At 70.2% G+C, this 16,516-nt stretch carries 17 protein-coding genes; 3 read left to right on the forward strand and 14 right to left on the reverse strand.

The genetic code is table 11. The features are described 5' to 3' along the window. Positions 1–112: 112 nt before the first annotated feature. Entirely contained in the window at positions 113–2,059 is a 1,947-nt protein-coding gene (locus tag OKJ99_RS21320; protein WP_326018649.1) for a heavy metal translocating P-type ATPase, read from the reverse strand. 80 nt (positions 2,060–2,139) lie between these two features. On the opposite strand from OKJ99_RS21320, the gene OKJ99_RS21325 reads away from it, so the two are divergent. After that, the gene (locus tag OKJ99_RS21325) at positions 2,140–2,490 is read left to right on the forward strand and encodes an ArsR/SmtB family transcription factor (RefSeq protein WP_326018650.1); all 351 of its coding nucleotides are present in this window, start codon (positions 2,140–2,142) and stop codon (positions 2,488–2,490) included. A 21-nt stretch (positions 2,491–2,511) separates the two neighbouring features. Here the strand turns inward: OKJ99_RS21325 and OKJ99_RS21330 are convergent, their stop codons facing one another. Both OKJ99_RS21330 and OKJ99_RS21335 read right to left on the reverse strand, forming a co-directional pair. Continuing rightward, the gene (locus OKJ99_RS21330; protein WP_326018651.1) at positions 2,512–3,201 is read right to left on the reverse strand and encodes a DUF6882 domain-containing protein; all 690 of its coding nucleotides are present in this window, start codon (positions 3,199–3,201) and stop codon (positions 2,512–2,514) included. 73 nt (positions 3,202–3,274) lie between these two features. Then, positions 3,275–4,090 (reverse strand): class I SAM-dependent methyltransferase, encoded by an 816-nt coding sequence (locus OKJ99_RS21335; RefSeq protein WP_326018653.1) that lies wholly within the window; start codon positions 4,088–4,090, stop codon positions 3,275–3,277. A 207-nt stretch (positions 4,091–4,297) separates the two neighbouring features. On the opposite strand from OKJ99_RS21335, the gene OKJ99_RS21340 reads away from it, so the two are divergent. Next, complete coding sequence (locus OKJ99_RS21340) at positions 4,298–5,608, forward strand: cytochrome P450 (RefSeq protein ID WP_326018654.1); 1,311 nt, start codon at positions 4,298–4,300, stop codon at positions 5,606–5,608. Between the two features lie 96 nt (positions 5,609–5,704). On the opposite strand, the gene OKJ99_RS21345 is transcribed toward OKJ99_RS21340, so the two are convergent. The 11 genes from OKJ99_RS21345 to OKJ99_RS21395 all read right to left on the reverse strand — a co-directional run bounded on the left by OKJ99_RS21345 (position 5,705) and on the right by OKJ99_RS21395 (position 15,048). Next, the gene (locus OKJ99_RS21345) at positions 5,705–6,340 is read right to left on the reverse strand and encodes an OmpA family protein (RefSeq protein WP_326018656.1); all 636 of its coding nucleotides are present in this window, start codon (positions 6,338–6,340) and stop codon (positions 5,705–5,707) included. A gap of 2 nt (positions 6,341–6,342) precedes the next feature. Next, positions 6,343–6,930, reverse strand: coding sequence for a hypothetical protein (locus tag OKJ99_RS21350; RefSeq protein ID WP_326018658.1), 588 nt, complete (start codon positions 6,928–6,930; stop codon positions 6,343–6,345). A gap of 21 nt (positions 6,931–6,951) precedes the next feature. Beyond that, the gene (locus OKJ99_RS21355; protein WP_326018660.1) at positions 6,952–7,524 is read right to left on the reverse strand and encodes a pilus assembly protein TadG-related protein; all 573 of its coding nucleotides are present in this window, start codon (positions 7,522–7,524) and stop codon (positions 6,952–6,954) included. 35 nt (positions 7,525–7,559) lie between these two features. Further along, a complete protein-coding gene (locus tag OKJ99_RS21360; protein ID WP_407700735.1) occupies positions 7,560–7,781 on the reverse strand; it encodes a hypothetical protein in 222 nt (73 codons plus the stop codon). Between the two features lie 174 nt (positions 7,782–7,955). After that, entirely contained in the window at positions 7,956–8,846 is an 891-nt protein-coding gene (locus OKJ99_RS21365) for a DUF5936 domain-containing protein (protein ID WP_326018662.1), read from the reverse strand. Between the two features lie 18 nt (positions 8,847–8,864). After that, entirely contained in the window at positions 8,865–9,818 is a 954-nt protein-coding gene (locus tag OKJ99_RS21370) for a type II secretion system F family protein (RefSeq protein WP_326018663.1), read from the reverse strand. Continuing rightward, the gene (locus OKJ99_RS21375) at positions 9,815–11,197 is read right to left on the reverse strand and encodes a CpaF family protein (RefSeq protein WP_326018665.1); all 1,383 of its coding nucleotides are present in this window, start codon (positions 11,195–11,197) and stop codon (positions 9,815–9,817) included. Before OKJ99_RS21375 ends, OKJ99_RS21370 begins: the two co-directional genes overlap by 4 nt. A 12-nt stretch (positions 11,198–11,209) precedes the next feature. Beyond that, complete coding sequence (locus OKJ99_RS21380) at positions 11,210–11,542, reverse strand: TadE/TadG family type IV pilus assembly protein (protein WP_326018667.1); 333 nt, start codon at positions 11,540–11,542, stop codon at positions 11,210–11,212. 101 nt (positions 11,543–11,643) lie between these two features. After that, the gene (locus OKJ99_RS21385; protein WP_326018669.1) at positions 11,644–13,227 is read right to left on the reverse strand and encodes an AAA family ATPase; all 1,584 of its coding nucleotides are present in this window, start codon (positions 13,225–13,227) and stop codon (positions 11,644–11,646) included. 133 nt (positions 13,228–13,360) lie between these two features. After that, on the reverse strand, positions 13,361–14,080 hold the full coding sequence (cpaB, locus tag OKJ99_RS21390) for a Flp pilus assembly protein CpaB (protein WP_326018670.1): 720 nt from the start codon (positions 14,078–14,080) through the stop codon (positions 13,361–13,363). Positions 14,081–14,106: 26 nt separating this feature from the next. After that, on the reverse strand, positions 14,107–15,048 hold the full coding sequence (locus tag OKJ99_RS21395; protein ID WP_326018671.1) for a hypothetical protein: 942 nt from the start codon (positions 15,046–15,048) through the stop codon (positions 14,107–14,109). A gap of 281 nt (positions 15,049–15,329) precedes the next feature. On the opposite strand from OKJ99_RS21395, the gene OKJ99_RS21400 reads away from it, so the two are divergent. Beyond that, positions 15,330–16,349 (forward strand): chitinase, encoded by a 1,020-nt coding sequence (locus OKJ99_RS21400; protein ID WP_326018673.1) that lies wholly within the window; start codon positions 15,330–15,332, stop codon positions 16,347–16,349. The last annotated feature ends 167 nt before the right edge of the window (positions 16,350–16,516 follow it).

The raw sequence follows: 16,516 nt of genomic DNA on the forward strand, positions 1-16,516 counted from the left end.
CGCCGCGCGGTACCGACGCGCAGCTTTGCTCACGCGAATTGCCGTTGGTCTGAACTTACGTGATTCTTAGGCGGCATTCGATCGCGTATCGATAACGATCCGGATCGCTTGCTCAGCGTGTCCAGGCGCGCTCGCGCAGCAGGCGCAGGCCGTTGAGGCCGACCAGGACGGTGGAGCCCTCGTGCCCCGCGACACCGAGCGGCAGCGGCAGGTGCCCCGCCAGGTCCCAGATCACGAGTCCGGCGATGAACACACCGGCGATGACGAGGTTCTGGACGACCAGGCGGCGCGCACGCCTGGACAGTGCCACCGTGCGCTCCAGGGCACCCAGCTCGTCCCGCACGAGGACAGCGTCCGCGGTTTCGAGGGCCAGGTCCGAGCCGCCGCGCCCCATGGCCACACCGGTGTGCGCCGCGGCGAGCGCGGGCGCGTCATTGACTCCGTCGCCGACCAGGAGGACGGTGCGGCCGGCGTCCGCCAACTCACGTACGGCGTGCGCCTTTCCGTCGGGCAGTAGACCTGCCCGTACGTCGCCCGGGGCGATACCGACCTGTTGGGCCACGGCGGCCGCGGCGTGTTCGTGGTCGCCGGTGAGGAGCAGTGGGGCGGTGCCGGTGCGGGTGGCCAGCGCGCGGATCGCCTCCGGCGCGGTGGGGCGGAGGGTGTCGGTGAGGGTGAGCCGGCCCGCGAGGGTGCCGTCCACCAGGACGGCTACCTCGGTGCCGGGGGTGGTGGTGGCTTCGACGCCGAAGTGGTGCGGGGAGCCCGCGGCGATGGTGATGGGGGCGTTGGCGCGTTCGACCTTGCCCGAGACGCCCTTTCCAGGAGCCGACTCGAAAGCCTCGACGGGGTGGAGCGGCAAGCCCCTGTCGTGGGCCGCCGTGACGATCGCTCGGCCCACCGGGTGTTCGCTGTGCTGCTCCACCGATGCCGTCAGGGTCAGCAACTCGGCTTCTGTGTACGGGGGTTCGGGGCGGACCTCCGTCACTTGGGGGACGCCTTCCGTCAGTGTTCCCGTCTTGTCGAAGGCGACCGTGTCGGTGCGGCCGATGCGTTCCATCACCACCGCCGACTTGATGAGCACGCCGTGGCGGCCCGCGTTCGCGATCGCCGACAGCAACGGCGGCATCGTCGCGAGGACGACGGCACACGGGGAGGCCACGATCATGAACGTCATGGCCCGCAGGAGTGCGTCCGTGAGCGCGTCGCCGAAGGCGAGCGGGATCAGGAAGACCGCGAGGGTCGCGGCGACCATGCCGAGCGCGTAGCGCTGCTCGACGCGCTCGATGAACAGCTGGGTCGGCGCCTTGGTGCGGGTGGCCTCCTCGACCAGGGCGACGATGCGCGCGATGACCGTGTCGGAGGGGTCGCGCACGACGCGGACGCGCAGCGCGCCGGTGCCGTTGAGGGTGCCGGCGAAGACCTCGTCGCCGACGGTCCTGGGCACGGGCAGGGGTTCGCCGGTGATGGTGGCCTCGTCGACATCGCTGGCGCCGTCGACGACGCGGGCGTCCGCTCCGACGCGTTCGCCGGGGCGGATCAACAGGACGTCGTCGATGGCGAGTTCGGAGGCGGGGACGGTCTCCTCCGTCCCGTCGGAGGTGAGGCGGGTGGCGGTCGCGGGGGCCAGGTCGAGCAGTCCGCGCACGCTGTCCTCGGTGCGGGCGGTGGCGAGGGCCTCCAGGGCGCCGGACGTCGCGAAGATCACGACGAGCAGGGCGCCGTCCATGACCTGCCCGATCGCGGCGGCGCCGAGCGCGGCCACGACCATCAGGAGGTCGACGTCCAGGGTCTTCTCGCGCAGCGCCTTGAGGCCTTCGAGCCCCGGCTCCCAGCCCCCGGCCACGTACGCGACGGCGTACAGCGGGCCCCACAACCAGGCGGTGGTGCCCAGGAGTTGGAGCGGCAGGGCGAGGAGGAAGGCGACGGTCGCGGCCGCCGCCCAGCGCGCTTCGGGGAGGGCGAGCAGCGGGGTGCGGGCGCCGTGGGTGGCGCGCGGCGCGGCGGGGGCGGCCGCGACGGCCTCGGCCGGTGCGGAGGCGGACACGGGTGCAGGCATGGGCCTCACGATACAGGAACACATGAAGACCTATTCATGCATGCCATGGCGGACGGTCGTCACCTGGATACGATGAGCCCATGGGCCATGGAATCGACCACAAGAGCAGCACTCGCGAGCGGCTCGACGCCGTGGGCGCGGCCGATGTCGCGGCGACGCTCCAGGCCCTCGCGACCCCGTCGCGGCTGCGCATCCTGGCCCGCCTGCAAGAGGGGCCGTGCGCGGTGGGCGACCTCGCGGAGGCGGCCGGTCTGGAACAGTCCGCGTGCTCGCACCAGCTGCGGCTGCTGCGCAATCTGGGCCTGGTCAGCGGTGAGCGCAAGGGGCGCTCAATCGTTTACGCGCTGTATGACGACCACGTCGCGCAGCTTCTCGACCAGGCGCTTTTCCATGTGGAGCACCTGCGCCTCGGACTGCGCGACGAGGCGTAGTTTCCTGCGGTCGCGCCGCCCTCAGTGCAAGGCGAGGCGGATGCCGGCGATGCGGCCCCCCTCGTCGAAGCCGATCTCGGCCGGGACGGAACCGGGCAGCTCCGCGGTGATCTGCCCGCCGTTGTCCCGGTACGCCACCCCGTGGTGGTCGAAGAAGCCCGCGACCAGACGTTTGGCGTCGACACCGAGCAGGCCCTCGGCCTGCACGAGCGTGCGCGGCAGGGTGACCGGGTCGAGGGCGGCGCGCGGCACCTGCGGGTCCTCGGGCAGGAAGTAGACCTGGGTCTCGGGGTTCGCGGGCACGCTTATGTAGCCGGGGGCGCCCGCCACACCCATCCCCGCGAAGGCGAGGGTCTCGGCGGCCCGCCGGGGGTCGGGGAAGCCGGACAGGTCGATCACCTGGGTCGTGAACTCGGCTATCCCCTGACTCTGGCCGAAACGCCCCACCTGTTCGGAGAGCGCCGCGACGGGCGTGCCGCGCAGTTCGGGGTTGGCCCAGCCCCACATCCACGACCGCTGGGCGGCGTCATAGGTGCCGAGGACCCCGACGCGCAGGTCCACGTTGCCCTGCCGGTAGCGGCACGTCGGCAGATCGGCCGTCCACGATCCGTCCGGCAGGAACGCCATGAGGGCTTCTAGCTGAGCGCCACCCCACGCCGCGTGCCGCTCGGTCTCGTAAAGGAAAGCTTGGCTGAATTGCGTGTGGCTCATGGGGCGGGACCTTACGCGAGACAGCTGTACAGGCCAGAGTTGCGGCGGTGCCCGAGGCTCCGGCTATGGCCGGCTACGGCTTGCGGGCCTCGATGAGATGGCGGGTGCTGTGGGCCACGAACGCCCCATCCCTCTTGATCTGCTCATGCAGGGCCCGGAGTTGGGGCTCGTAGGCGTCAACGGTAAATCCCGGCACCATCCATACGACCTTACGCAGAAAGTGGACAACGGCCCCGATGTCGTGAAACTCGATGCGCAGCCGCTCGGCACGCAGGTCGACGATCTCCAGACCGGCGTCCCGCGCCTCCTGAGTCTCGGTCTCCGGGTCACGGCCGTGCCTGACCTGCTCGGGCTGCGGCCCCAGGAAGTACTCGACCAGCTCGAACACGCTGCTGGGGCCCACGTGTTGGGCGAAGTACGTGCCGCCGGGGCGCAGCACGCGGGCGATCTCCGCGAAGTGCGCCTTGACCGGGTGGCGGGCGGTGACCAGCTCGAAGGCGGCGTCGGCGAAGGGCAGCGGGGCGTCGTCGGGCGAGGCGACGACGACCACGCCCCGTGGGCCCAGGAGGCGGGTGGCCTTCTCGACGTTCGGGGGCCAGCCCTCGGTCGCGGCCATCAGGGGCGGCAGCTGCGGGGCCAGATTCAGCACCTCGCCGCCACCGGTGTGCAGATCGAGGGCGGATTCCACGACGGCGAGCCGCTCCCCCATGAGGCGGGCATAACCCCACGACGGGCGCTCCTCGGTGGCCCGTCCGTCGAACCAGGAGAAATCCCAGCCCTCGGTGGGTGCGGCGACGGCCTCGGCGACGAGCTCGTCGTAGGGGCGGTCCCCGTGGAGGGGAGGGTGGACGGGAGGGTGGAGGGGACGAAGGTTGTCGGAAGTGGTCATGCTGCGCATGATCGCAGTCACACGGGGTCGGATTCATCTCGGTTTCGCCTGTCCTAGGGGTAGCACCAGGGTGTGGCCGGGGGTTGCCCCTCTTCCGTAAAACAGGGGGATCGCACGTACCCTTGGCGTTCCCCACCGGCATTCCCCAGCCCCCATACCTCCATCAGGCCCGTCCGTCCTACCGCCTCACCGCAGAAATGCGAGCACATGTCCGTACGTTCCGCGATAGCGACCTGGCTGACCCGCCTCTACTTCTCCCGGCTGCGCAGGAAGGGGGGAAGTCTCGACCTGTCCGTGCTGTCGAGACTGCCCGACGCCGTGCTGCTGCCGCTGCGCCGCGACGGCGTGGATCCGGTCCCCGAGATCGGCGCGCTGCGCGACCGCGAACCCGTCAGCAAACTGCCGATGCCCGGCATGACGGTGTGGCTGGTGTCCGGCTACGACGAGGCGAAGGAGGTCCTCGGCAACGCGAAGGCGTTCAGCAACGACTTCCGCAACCTGGTGGGGGTGGGCGGCGCCGAGGCCGAGCAGCACCCCGGCGGCCTCGGCTTCTGTGACCCGCCGGACCACACGCGGCTGCGCCGCCTCCTGACGCCCGAGTTCACGATGCGCCGCCTCTCGCGGCTCACGCCGCGCATCCACGCGATCATCGAGGAACAGCTGGCACAGCTGGAGAAGGCGGCCCAGGAGTCGCCCGACGGCACGGCCGACTTCGTCGAGCACTTCGCGATGCCGGTCCCCGCGCTCGTCATCTGCGAGCTGCTCGGCGTCCCGTACGAGGAGCGCGACGCGTTCCAGCAGTTCTCGGTCGCCCGCTTCGACGTGCTGGGCGGCGCGGGTGCCTCCTTCGGCGCGGTCTCCCAGTCGCTCGACTACCTGCGCGGCGTCGTCGCGGAGCAGCGCCGCGACCCCGGCGAGGGCCTGCTCGGCATGCTGGTGCGCGAGCACGGCGACAACATCACCGACGAGGAGCTCACGGGCCTCGCGGACGGCGTCCTGACCGGCGGCCTGGAGACGACGGCGAGCATGATCGCCCTCGGCACCATGATCATGCTCAAGGACCGCGAACACTTCACGGCGCTGCGCGACGCGGAGGACCCGGCGACGGTCGCGGCCCCCTTCGTCGACGAACTCCTGCGCCACCTCACGGTCGTCCAGACCGCCTTCCCGCGCTTCGCACGCGAGGACACCGAGATCGGCGGGGTACAGCTCGCCGCCGGCGACATAGTCATCGTCTCGCTCAGCGCGGCGGACCGCGATCCCCGCCTGGGCGCGGAGGGCGACGACATGGACGCCTTCCTCCCCGCACGCCCGCCCACCTCCTCCCACCTGGCGTTCGGCTACGGCATCCACCGCTGCATCGGCGCGGAGCTCGGCAAGATGGAACTGCGCGCGGCCTTCCCCCAACTGGTGCGGCGCTTCCCGGAGTTGCGACTCGCGGTGGAGCCGTCGGAGCTGGAGTTCCGGAAGCTGTCGATCGTCTACGGGGTGGAGCGGCTACCGGTACGCGTGGGGTGACCACGCTCCGGGGCTCCCATCGGGGGTTAGGGGACTGTGACGCCTGACCACGATCTGTTCGTGGTCAGCCGTCACAGTCCCCTAGGTTCTCGGCCCTCAGTCGCCCTTCGGGAGGGAGACCTCCACCCGGCGGTTCTTCTTGCGGCCCTGTTCCGAACCGTTGTCCGCGATCGGGTAGTCCTCGCTGTAGCCCCGGACCTGGAACGTGATGTCCGCGCCCTGCGCGCCGAGCGCCGCGGTCAGGGCGTCGTGGACGGCTTCCGCGCGGTTCTTGGAGAGCTTGAGGCCGTGGGCGTACGAGCCGAGGTCGTCGGTGAAGCCGAAGACGCGTACGGAGCTTGCCTTTTGGTTCTCGATCTCGTCGGCGATCGCCTGGATCCGGGAACTTCCGTCCGGGTTCAGCTTGGCGCTGTCCTTGGGGAAGAGGACCTCGGCCTGGAGGGCGAACGTGACGTCCTCGTTGGTGTCCGTGCGGCGTTCCTCGCCGGAGAGGTCCTCCACGACCGACTTGATGTCCAGGACCTTGGCGGGGGCGAGCGTCGCGCCGTCGGCGAGCTTCAGACCGGGATTGTTCGCGTCCACCGAGGGCGGCGGAGAGCTGCTGGTGCTGCCGGGCGGGGCGCCGGTGGGCTCGTCGTCGGCGTGGGCCACCACCACTCCGGTGGTGAGCAGGAGGGCGGTTGCGGCGGTGAGGACGGTGGCGGTCGTGGCAGTTCGGTGGCGTCGGGGCATGGTTACTCGCCCTCGGTGAGGTTGAGTTGGGCCGGAGGCATGGTGGGGACCTGGAGCTGGACGGACTTCGTGCCCTCGGGTGGGGCGGGGAATTGGGCGAACCAGTCGGCGCTCTTGCCCTGGTCGATACCGCCCTCGAATTTCGTGCACAGGCATCGGCCCTGGGTGTCGCGGAGGACCAGGTATTTCTTCTTGCCTTCCTGGTCCACCAGGCTCGCCCCCGCGACGGAGCCGCCGTTGCCCCGGAGTTCGGTCTCGTCGCTCTTCCAAGTCGTACCGAGCCACAGCGCGGACGTCCCGTTGGTGACCGTGCCCGTGATGTTGAGGAAGCCACCCTGGTCACGCGTCGCCGACGTGACGGCGAGCGTGATGCCGTTGCTCTTGACCTCCGCCAGCGTCTTGTCCGTCGCGGGCGCCGAGGGCTTCGACTTGCTGTCGCTGCCCTGCTGCGCAGGAGCCGAGGACTTCGCAGCGTCCCCCTCGTTCTTGTCGCCGTCACCTCCGCAGCCCGCCATGGACAGGACCAGGCCGGCCGCGATCGTCGCCGCGGCCAGTGCCCGGCGGGTGGTCGTCGTACGCCGAAGGTTCATCGCTGCGGCTTCCCTCTCTCGTCAGTCGGCAAGGTGGACGGCGAACAGGTCGGACGCGTCCGGCAGGTCGTCCAGGTTGAAGTCCTCGGGGTCGAAGTCCACCGTCGTACCGTCACAATCGAGCTCCAGGGGCTTCTTCGGGTCGGCGTCCAGGGGGACGTCGCAGCGTGGCTGGACCACCGCCGTGGCATGGGCCTTCGCCCGCTGGTTCTCCGTGCCGGGGATGATCGTGTCGCCCACCGTGTGGAGGGTCTCCACGCCGACCTCGTAACCCGGATAGCCGTTGACCTTCCTGAAGGCCGGGCCGTTGACGACCTGGGCGTCGTTGGCCGCTGCCAGGCGACTCGCTGCGGCCCCCGACGCACTGTCGTCCTCGGGATCACGGCCATCCAGCCAGTCCAGCCAATTGCCTTCTCCCTCAAGTGCGTCGCCCAACCCCAGCATCAACTCGTCACGAGCGGACTGGGCCGCCGCCAACGCGGCTGCGTCAGCGGCGGACTGAGCACCGTTGCGGGCGGATGCCGCCTGGGCGAAAGCGAAGAAGGCGAACGCGGCGAACAGCAGAATGCCGGTGAGCCAGATGTAGATCGGCAATGTGGAGCCACGATCGCCTCGCGGCAGGCGGCTGCTCAGCCGCCGCCCGTAACGCGGCCCACTGCGGTGCCAATGGCCGTACCGATCTTTCCGTCCAATCCCAGCTGATCGATCGCGACGAAAATCCCCGCGATCAGAATCATCAGCCCCGCGTACTCCACAAATCCGGCCCCGGAATCCCGCCGAGCCCCCCGAACCCGCTCTCCCAGCGCGTTGGTCCACGTCACCCACACCCCGAGCAGTTTGTCCCTGATCACGGGAGCCCCCTTTCACCACTTCCGGCACTTTCGCCAAGGCAACCAAATCAACACACGCAACGCACGTGGAGCGCAACCCTCTGCACTCGTATTCGCCAAGTAAGGGGTCGCGCTTGACCGGAAGTTGTCGGCGCGTTGCCCTGTTCGCCATCGCCGCCCTCCGCTCCACGTCTCTCAACGGCCCAATATCGAGCCGAAGTTCGTACCCGACCCCAAGAACATCCCCGTTCCGATCAGAATCATCGTCGCCGGCAGCATGAACACCAGCGTCACCATCGTCGCCTTCGGGATCGTCTTCGCCGCCCTGCGGCGGGAGTTCTGGGCGTCGGTGCGGCGCATGTCCGTGGCGAGTTGGATGAGCGTGTCCGCGATCGGGGAGCCCAGTTCCTCGCCCTGTTGGAGTGCCGATACGAACTGGGCCACCTGCTCGGAGGCATTGCGGCGGCGGAGTTCGTCGAAGGCCTGGCGGCGGGGGACGCCCATGTCCATCTGGCGCAGGGTGATGCGCAGTTCGTCCGCCCACGGGCCCTCGTACTTCTCCGAGACGCGGTCCAGCGCCTGGCGGAAGCCGAGGCCCGCCGAGACCACCACCGCGAGGACGTCCAGGAAGTCGGGGAGCGTGCGGTCGATGACTTCCTTGCGGTCGCGGACCGCCTGCCAGATGAGCGCGTCCGCCGCCAGTGCGCCGAACGCGAGGGTCAGGAGGCCGAAGAGGGGGCTGTCGGCGGAGAGGAAGATCAGGCCCATGACCAGGCCGAACGCTCCGTAGACCGCGCGCCGCGCCGCGTAGCGGTCGATCGTCAGGCCGCCGGGGTTGCCCGCCATGTCGATCTTCCGGCGCTTCGCGTCGACGCGGCGCTGTCCCATCAGGCGCAGCACCAGCGGCGCGAACCGCATGCCGATGCGGTCGACCGCGGAGCCGGTGGCGGAGACCCGGCCGGCGCCCACTTCCAGGGCCAGCGCCAGGTCGCTGGGGACCTTGGCGTCCGCCCGGTACATGCGGACTCCGAGGAAGATGCCCAGGGTCGCCGCCCCTGCCAGGGCCGCGAGGAGTATGCCCGTCATTGTTGTCGTCACGTCTCCTCACACCTCGATTCGGCCGAGGCGGCGGATCACGAAGAAGCCGATGCCGTAGAGGGCGAGGGAGATGAGGATCAGGGTGCGGCCCACTCCCGATTCGGTGACGCGCGCCAGCGCGCCGTCGTTCGAGGAGTTGATCAGGAGGAGGGAGCCGAGGCCGAGGAGCGGGACCGTGAAGGCCGTCGCGTTGACCTCGGAGAGCATCGTGCGGATCTCGCGGCGGGTCTCCTTCCTGTCCTCCAGCGTCTTTGTGAGGTTCCGGAGGGAGGAGACCACGGTGCCGCCCGCTTTGTTGGACAGGACCAGGGTCGTGACGAGGACGACCAGTTCGCGGGAGGGCAGCCGGGTCGCGAGTTCGTCCAGGGCGTCGTCGACCGAGCGGCCGAGCGCCAACTGGTCCGCCACCCGGGAAAGTTCCTCGCCCGCGGGCGCTTCCAGTTCCTCCGCCGCCATGGCGAGGGAGGTACGCAGGGCCAGGCCCGCGGCCGTCGCGTTCGCCAGGAGGCGGGCCACGTCCGGGAGTTGGTTGATGAAGGCCTCGATGCGTTTCTGGCGTTGCCAGTTGAGGAAGATGAGCGCGCTGTAGACGGTCACCAGCGCCGCGATCGGGCCGAAGAACGGTGCGAGGGTCGAGGCCGCCAGCAGCCACAGGACCGCCGCGACCACGGCCACGTAGACCGAGAACTCGCCCGCCGTCACGTCCAGGCCCGTCGCCGACAGTCGCAGGTGGACCCAGCGGCCCAGGCGGGTGCGGCGCAGGCGGCGGTCGATGGCGGCGAAGCGGCGGGCCCGGCCGCCCGCGCCTGCGGCGGGGGCACCGCCCGCCGGGTACGCGTCCAGGCGGTCGACCAGGTCCTGGCGGCGGGCCCGGCCGGAGGACAGCACGTGGGCGGCCGCGATCGCGAGGACGCAGGCGAGGACCGTGGCGAGCAGGGCCAGCAGGACAGGGGTCGTCATCCTGTCGCCTCCCTCGTGTTGAGTACGTCCACCGACTCCACGACACCGAACGCCGGTGGCACCGCCTCCCCCGCCACGTACAGCCGGTCGGCGAGGAGGCGGGGCAGCGGGAGGTGTTCGTAGTAGCCGCGGACCCGGCGGATCTCGTCGTCCGTGGCGCCGGAGACGTAGGGCTGCGCGACGAAGCGGGTCGCGGTCGCGATCCTGAACTGTTCGCGGCCGTGGGAGAGGAGGAGGGCGATCTCTGTGATGCGGCGGGAGCCGTCGGCGGCGCGTGTGAGCTGGATGAGGATGTCGACCGCCGAGTTGATCTGGTCGCGCAGCGCCTCGAAGGGGACGTCGACCTCCGACATCGAGCCGAGCGTCTGGAGGCGGGTCAGGGCGTCCTCCGCCGTGTTCGCGTGAACCGTGGCGAGCGAGCCGTCGTGGCCGGTCGACATCGCCTGGAGCATGTCGAGGGTCTCGCCGCCGCGGACCTCGCCGACGATGATGCGGTCGGGGCGCATGCGCAGGCTGTTGCGGACCAGGTCGCGGATGGTGATCTGGCCCTTGCCCTCCACGTTCGCGGGGCGGGACTCCAGGCGGATCACGTGGTCCTGCTGGAGCTGGAGTTCCGCCGAGTCCTCGATGGTGATGATGCGTTCGTGGGGTGGGATGAGGGCGGAGAGGGCGTTGAGGAGGGTGGTTTTGCCGGAGCCGGTGCCGCCGCTCACGATGATGTTGAAACGGGCGCGGACGCACGCCGCGAGGAACATCAGCATGTGCTCGTCGAGCGAGCCGATCTCGAGGAGTTCGGCCAGGCTGTACGCGCGTGGGAAGCGGCGGATCGTGAGCGTGGCGCCGGTGAGCGAGAGCGGCGGGATGATCACGTTGACGCGTTCGCCGGTGGGGAGGCGGGCGTCGACCATGGGGTTGGACTCGTCGACGCGGCGGTTCACGGTCGAGACGATGCGTTCGATGGTCTGCATGAGCTGCTCGGAGGATGTGAAGCGGAGGGGGAGCTGTTCGACCCTTCCGGCCCGCTCCACGAAGATCGAGTCCGGGCCGTTCACCATGATTTCGGTGATCGACGCGTCCGCGAGGAGGGGTTCGAGGATGCCGAGGCCGAGGGCCTCGTCCACGACGCGGCGGATGAGTTGGGTGCGTTCGGTGGAGGAGAGGACCGGGCCCTCGCGGCTGATGATGTGGCCGAGCACGCGCTCCAGACGGACCCGGCGTTCGGCGGCCTGGAGGGTCGACATCTCCGCGAGGTCGATCTCTTCGAGGAGCTTGGTGCGGTAGACGGCCACCAGGCCCTCGTCGCGGTCGGCGGGCGTCGCGGTGCCGGGGCCGCCGTCCGCCGGGTCGCGGGTGGCGATCACCCGTGAGCGAAGGCTCATGTCCTCGCCACCTCAACTTCCTGCGTCTGTATGGTCGTTCGGCATCGTCGCGCTGCGGTGGACGTACCAACCGTCGCCGAACAGCGGGATGACCGGCGGTACGTGAACGGTGACCGTGTACGTCACCGTGTCCTCGCCCACGGCCCCGACCGCCTCGGGCCTCAACCAGGAGCTGGTGGAGGCGGCGGCGGCCGTCTGGGCGGATCCGGGGGTGAGGGATTCGGCGCGGGCCGCTGCGCGGGCGGCGGATCCGGCCTGGTTCGCTCCGTATCCGACGAGGCCGAGTTGGATCGCGGCCATGCCGATGACCAGGAGGAAGGGGAGGAAGCCGGCGAACTCCAGCATGGAGACTCCGCGGTCGCCGGACGGGTTTCGGCGCGGCGGGGTTGACGCCTCGGGGCTCTGCCCCGGACCCCGCGCCTCAATCGCCGGCGGGGCTTGATGGCTCACCGGTCCGCCTCCGTCGCCGCGCCTGCCTCGCCCGTGACCTTCCAGCCGGGGTTCACGCCCGGGAAGAAGAGGGGGACGTCCACGTCCACCGTGGCTCGGGTGACCGTGCCGTCGTCCGTGCAGGTGATCTGGGCGTCCTGCCACGCCCCCGGCAGGTTCTTGCGGCCCGCCGTATCGCAGGCCCCGGCCATGTCCCCGGTCCCCGCGGCAGCGGATGTCGCTGCCCGTGCCGCCTCGTCCGCCGCGTTGCCCGCCAGGGAGTACGTGTAGCCGTACAGGACGCACTGCCACATCAGGGCGAGGACGACCAGGACCAGGGGGAACATCGCCGCGAATTCGAGGGTCACCGCGCCCTTGTCGCCGCGGCGGCGGGCCCGGCGGCCCGACGTCGGGGGTGCGGGCGTGGCCACGAGGTCGAGTTCCGCCGCCAGCGCCCACATCGCCTGCTTGACCGTCGAGCGGTTGTCGAGGTCCTGCATGCGGCCCGCGTCGACCGCCGCCTGGAGTTCCTTGTACGCGGCGGGGATGGAGGTGCGGGCCGTTTTTGTGCCTGTTACGCGTTCCACCAGCGTCGGCTGGATCTCCGCCGAGCGGGCGTGCCGGTTCACGACCGTGAGGGTCTCCTCCGCCTTGCGGATCTGGAGGCGGTCCCAGAGACGGACCATGCGTTTCGCCGCCCGTACCGCCACGACGTCCGGGGTGACCAGGAGGACTGCCTGGTCCGCGAGTTCGATGGCCGTGGTGTTCGCCGCGCCCATCTGCGTACCGCAGTCGATGATCACTACGTCGTAGCGGGCGCGCAGGGCGTGGATCACCTGGCGGGCCACGCGGTCCGTGATGTCCTCGCCGCGTTCGCCGTCGGCGGGGGCCAGGAGCAGGTCGACGCCGGACTCGTGGGAGAAGGCGGCGTCCTGGAGGACGCGGGGTGTGATGTCGCGGATCGCGGAGAGGTCGGCGACGGAGCGGCGGAACTGGACGTCGAGGTAGGAGGCCACGTCGCCGGACTGGAGGTCCAGGTCCAGGAGGGCGGCCGTGCGGCCCGACGCACGGGTGGCGAGGGCGAGTTGGACCGCGGTGACCGTCGTTCCCACGCCGCCCTTCGCGCCCGTCACCGCGATGACCCGGCCGCCGCCGCCCGCCGGGACGAGTTCCGTTCCCGTGCCGCCCGCGAGGTGCCGGCGCATGCCTGCCGACCAGGCGGCCGCCGCGTGTACGCGTTCCGCGAGGGCGTCGTAGCCGAGGGGGAACGCGACGATGCCGCGCGCTCCGCTGTCCATCGCGGCGGTGAGGAGGGCGGGGCCGGTGTCCGCGGTGAGCAGGACGACGCCCACCGCCGGGAAGCGGAGGACCAGGTCGCGGATGAGGTCGAGCGCGGGGACGGGGCCGATGCGGTCGTGGACCAGGACGACCTCGGGGAGCTCGTCCAGGGATTCGGCGGCGAGTCCTGCCAGGGTGTCGAGGAGGGCGGTGGCGTCGGGGACGGGTGGGGCGGGTTCGGCGTCGGGGAGTTGGGAGAGGAGGGTGGTGAGGGCCCTCGCGGTTTCCGGGTCCGATACCGCCGGGAGGATTCGGGTGGTCATCGGCGGGACGCTCCGTTCCGCGGCGACGGGGTTGACGTCTCGGGGCTCCGCCCCGGACCCCGCGGGCTCTCGTCCAAGAGCGGGGCTTGAGGTGCCCGAACCGGCGCCGAGACTTGAAAGGCCTGAGGTGCCCTCACTTGTCGCCCTCCAGCGTGTACGACCTGTCCTCCGGGGAGATGCCTTCGTCGTCGCCCGGGGCGACCAGGGCCAGGCGTACGTGGGTTGCGAACGACTCGGCGTAGGCCACTCGTTGGGCGTCCGCGGGGCCGAGGGCGAAGGTGATCGGGACCGCCTCGCCCTGCCTGCGGGTGGAGTTCTCGCTGTCCGCGGCGCCCTGCTGGTCGATCGGGGTCAGCTTGCCCACGTCGATGACCCCGGCGTTCTCCACGATGACCTTGGACTGGTCGCGTTCCTTGTCGTTCTCGGCCTTGAAGGTGGCGTAGATGTTGACCTTCGAGCCGGGGTTGATCTTCCCGGCGACGCCGGTCTCCGCGTCGATCATGATGGCGATCTCCTGCTGGCCCGCCGCCAGCTTCGGGCGGTCGACGATCATGTCGGACTGGAGCAGGGAGCCCTTCTTGAGCTGCGTGACGGCGATCTTGCCGCGGATGTCGCCGAGGTCGGTGACGGCCGTGTCCGACAGCCATCGCTTCGGCATCCGCACCTTCTCGAACTGGTCCGCCGCGAGCTGCTTGTACGGGGACACGTCCTGTTTCAGCTCGTACGCGTCCACCTCCGGCGCCACCTTCGAGTTCACGTCACGGATCACGGCGAGCACACCGGCGAACGCTCCGATGGCACACAGGGCCGAGACGACCAGGAGTATGACGCCGCGGCGCTGACGTGAGTTCATGGACCGAGGAACCTCGTTGGTAGGGGTCAGTGGTGGGAAGCGCGTGGGAGTGCCGTTCGGGTCGAGCCCGCCGCAGGTGTGAGCGCCGAGCGCGCCATCGCGCCCGTGCCCTCGGGTGGCGGCTCGCCGGCCAGCGGCGCGGAGCAGAACCCGCAGCGGTCGCCGATGAGTTCGAGGCCGCACCAGTGGCACTGCTCGCGGCGGACGGACGAGACCAGTTGGTAGAGCACGGAGATGTCGGGGATGGCCGCCGCGAACTCGACGATCCGGCCGGGGCTGCCCGGCTTGCCCGTCGCCCACCACCGCGCCGACTCGGCCGGCAGCCGCGTCCGCGACACGCTCTGCACCCGCCAGGCGGGGGCGAGGACTCCGGTGAGCCAGTCCGGGGTGTGCTGGCCGACGGCGTAGACCATGCGCGTCCCGAAGGCGGGGCCTGTCGGGGTCTCCGAGCCGGTCAGGCGCAGGAGTTGGGGCTGCGGTGAGGCGACCACCGCGAACTGGGCGTTCGGGGACCAGGACTTCGCGTGCGCCTTCAGGGAGACCGGGACCCGGTCCAGTTTGGCGACGGAACCCACGACCGCGCCCGCGTGGACGTAATGCGCGAGCAGGCGGGCCGCCGACGCCAGCACCCCGGGGCTGAAGTCGCAGATCGACAACTGGCGCAATTGCAGGGCGAGGACGGCGAGACCGAGGGGCGGGAGCGCGGGGCGCAGGATCGCGATTCGGTCGGTTTCCAGCACGGAACGTATCGAATGCAGTCGGTGCACGGTCGCGTCCGGCGCCGAATCCGGGCAGAGCACGATCACGTAGCCGTGCTGTTCGATCAGTGTGTGGACGTCGGTCAGGGCGCGGTCGAGCGGATACTTCTGCTGCGGCTCGCCCACGGGCAGCACGGTGGCGGTCGGTGTGTGCCGGTCCGGTGAGGCGAGGACCAGGTCGGGGTCGGTCACGGCTATGGCGGTCGGCACGCGTGAACCCCCCGGTCGTCGCTCTGCGTCCCTCCAGCAGCACCTCGCGGTTGCCGCTGCCTCAGCACCATATCCACGCAGCCGCCCCGCAACACCCCACTTCGCACTGTTCACAGGGCGATGGGCGCGGGTTGGCGGCGGGTTGGCGAAGAAGCGTCGGTGTCACCTCTTGACAAGCGCATTGGTCTGGACCAGTTTGTACGGCCAGCAGCTGCTTCCCCAACTCCCCCCACATCTCCCCCACTTCGGTGCCGGAGACCTCCCCCCACTTGGAGGAAGAAATGGCGCATTCCTATCGCAGACGGTCCCGGCTCGGCGTGCTTCTTGGCGCGTTCACGGCGGCGGCACTCGCCGTGGGCGGCCTCGCCACGACAAGTACAGCGAATGCGGCAAGTACGACAGAGAGCTCCACGGCCGCCGTTCCCGCGCACGCCGTCACCGGCTACTGGCAGAACTTCAACAACGGCGCGACCGTGCAGAAACTCGCCGACGTCCCGGCCGCGTACGACATCGTTGCCGTCGCCTTCGCCGACGCCACCGCGACGCCCGGCGCCGTCGACTTCACGCTCGACTCGGCGGGCCTCGGCGGCTACACGGAGGACGCCTTCAAGGCCGACATCAAGGCCAAGCAGGCGGCGGGCAAGTCCGTGATCATCTCGATCGGTGGCGAGAAGGGCACCATCCAGGTCAGCGACGCGGCTTCGGCGTCGGCGTTCGCGGACTCCGTGTACGCGCTCATGCAGGAGTACGGCTTCGACGGGGTCGACATCGACCTGGAGAACGGGCTGAACTCCACCTACATGGCACAGGCGTTGAAGTCCCTCGCCGCAAAGGCGGGCAGCGGGTTCGTGCTCACCATGGCGCCGCAGACCATCGACATGCAGTCGACCTCGGCCGAGTACTTCAAGACGGCGCTCGCGGTCAAGGACATCCTCACTGTCGTCAACATGCAGTACTACAACAGCGGTTCGATGCTGGGCTGCGACGGCAAGGTCTACAGCCAGGGGTCGGTGGACTTCCTGACGGCGCTCGCCTGTATCCAGTTGGAGGGCGGGCTCGATCCCTCCCAGGTCGGCATCGGCACGCCGGCCTCGTCGAGCGCGGCGGGCAGCGGTTACGTCGCCCCGTCGGTCGTGAACGACGCCCTCGACTGCCTCGCCAAGGGCACGAACTGCGGCTCGTTCAAGCCGTCGAAGACCTACCCGGGCCTGCGCGGCGCGATGACCTGGTCCACCAACTGGGACGCATCCTCCGGCAACGCGTGGTCCTCGGCCGTGGGGCCGCACGTCGATTCCATGTAACCCCCGAACGGGCAGCGCCGCCGCTCCCCCGGCGACGCTGCCCCATGAGCCTCAACGCCCGCGTCTCACACGGGAGTTGAGGTGAAGGTGTTGTGGGGGAGCCTGCTCGTACCCCGCCGACCCCATGCACGAGTGGTGCACTTGACCGTAGTGGCCCACTCACATAC

The sequence above is a fragment of the Streptomyces endophyticus genome (assembly GCF_035798155.1).
In the GTDB taxonomy this organism is placed as follows: Bacteria; Actinomycetota; Actinomycetes; order Streptomycetales; family Streptomycetaceae; genus Streptomyces; species Streptomyces endophyticus.